A 1,220-nucleotide genomic window follows, 5' to 3' on the forward strand; every position below is an offset into this window, starting at 1 on the left:
CGGCGTTCCGTCCATGGGGACAGACGACGGTGCGGCGGGCCAGAGCCGGTCCCGGCGAGGCAAGAACCCCAGAACGTCAGAAGACCAAGGTACTTCCACTGGGGAGAACAGTTTGCGGTGGCACGCCCATCGGCGGCTGTCCACCGGCTCCAAGCTGGGGCTCTATGACCCAGCTCCGCCTGGCGCCCTGTCCTCCACCCGGCAGATGGAAGCCAGCCTGCTGGCCGTTGCCGCTCCCCCGACCAACCACAAGGGTCTGATCTTCGGCTTGGACACCAGCACCGGGTGGATCATCAGCCATGACCCGTTCTTCGCCTACGGACACACCGTCCAGAACCCCAACGTCTGCTATATCGGGGATCTCGGATCCGGGAAAAGCTCGGCCATGAAAACCTGGGGACTGCTCCGTCCCCTGATTCTGGGCCGCGACATCGTCGTCCTGGACAAGAAACTCCAGAAAAACACTGGAGAAGGAGAATATGCTCCGCTATCTCGGCATCTGGGCCGCGAACCGATCATCTTTAGGATCGGTGGCGGTGGATCCTGTATCAACATCCTCGATCCCCGGATCGGGACCGGGGATCAGGACGAACGCAACAGTGGGTCACCGGCCGGTCAGTCCATGTTGCTGCGGGCCGTCACCGAAGAGGCCCTCGGCCGGCCCCTGTCCCCCCTGGAGGGCAAGGCGTTGCGCACCGCCCACCGCCGGGCGCTGCACACCGCCACCGAGCAGGGATATGTGGCAACCATCAGCCACGTCATGGACGCACTGCTGCACCCGGACGAACGGGACGCAACCGAGGTGGAGGTCACGCGCGCCGAGTTGCGCGGTTGGGGCCTGGAAATCGCCTTCGAACTCGAACGGCTGATCAGCGATGACCTTGCCGGGCTCATCGACGGAGAAACCTCCCCCGAGGTCCAACTCGGCGAGGGCCTGACGGTCTTCGACGTGTCCAACCTCCCCGAATCGGGCCCAGCCTTGGCCATCGTGATGACGCTGGTGAACACCTGGCTGGCGAACATGCTGCACCACCGCACCCAGAGCCGGCCCACGCACCTTTTGGTCGAGGAAGCCTGGCACCTGGTGCGCGGCACCGTCGCCGAAGTCATCGCCCGCAACCTCAAGCTCTCCCGCGCCCTGGGCCTGTCCAGCCACTTCGCCTTCCACCACATCAGCGACGTCCCCGAAGGCTCTACGGCCCAGGCCATCATCAAGGAAT

1 protein-coding gene is annotated in these 1,220 nt (G+C 64.8%); it reads left to right on the plus strand.

All coding sequences use genetic code 11. The annotated features are described in order from the left end of the window. Positions 1-205: 205 nt before the first annotated feature. Positions 206-1,220 (plus strand): hypothetical protein (locus B879_RS23765; RefSeq protein ID WP_202949672.1); only part of this gene is annotated, 1,015 nt, incomplete at its 3' end.

The organism is Cecembia lonarensis LW9, from assembly GCF_000298295.1.
Taxonomy (GTDB): domain Bacteria; phylum Bacteroidota; class Bacteroidia; order Cytophagales; family Cyclobacteriaceae; genus Cecembia; species Cecembia lonarensis.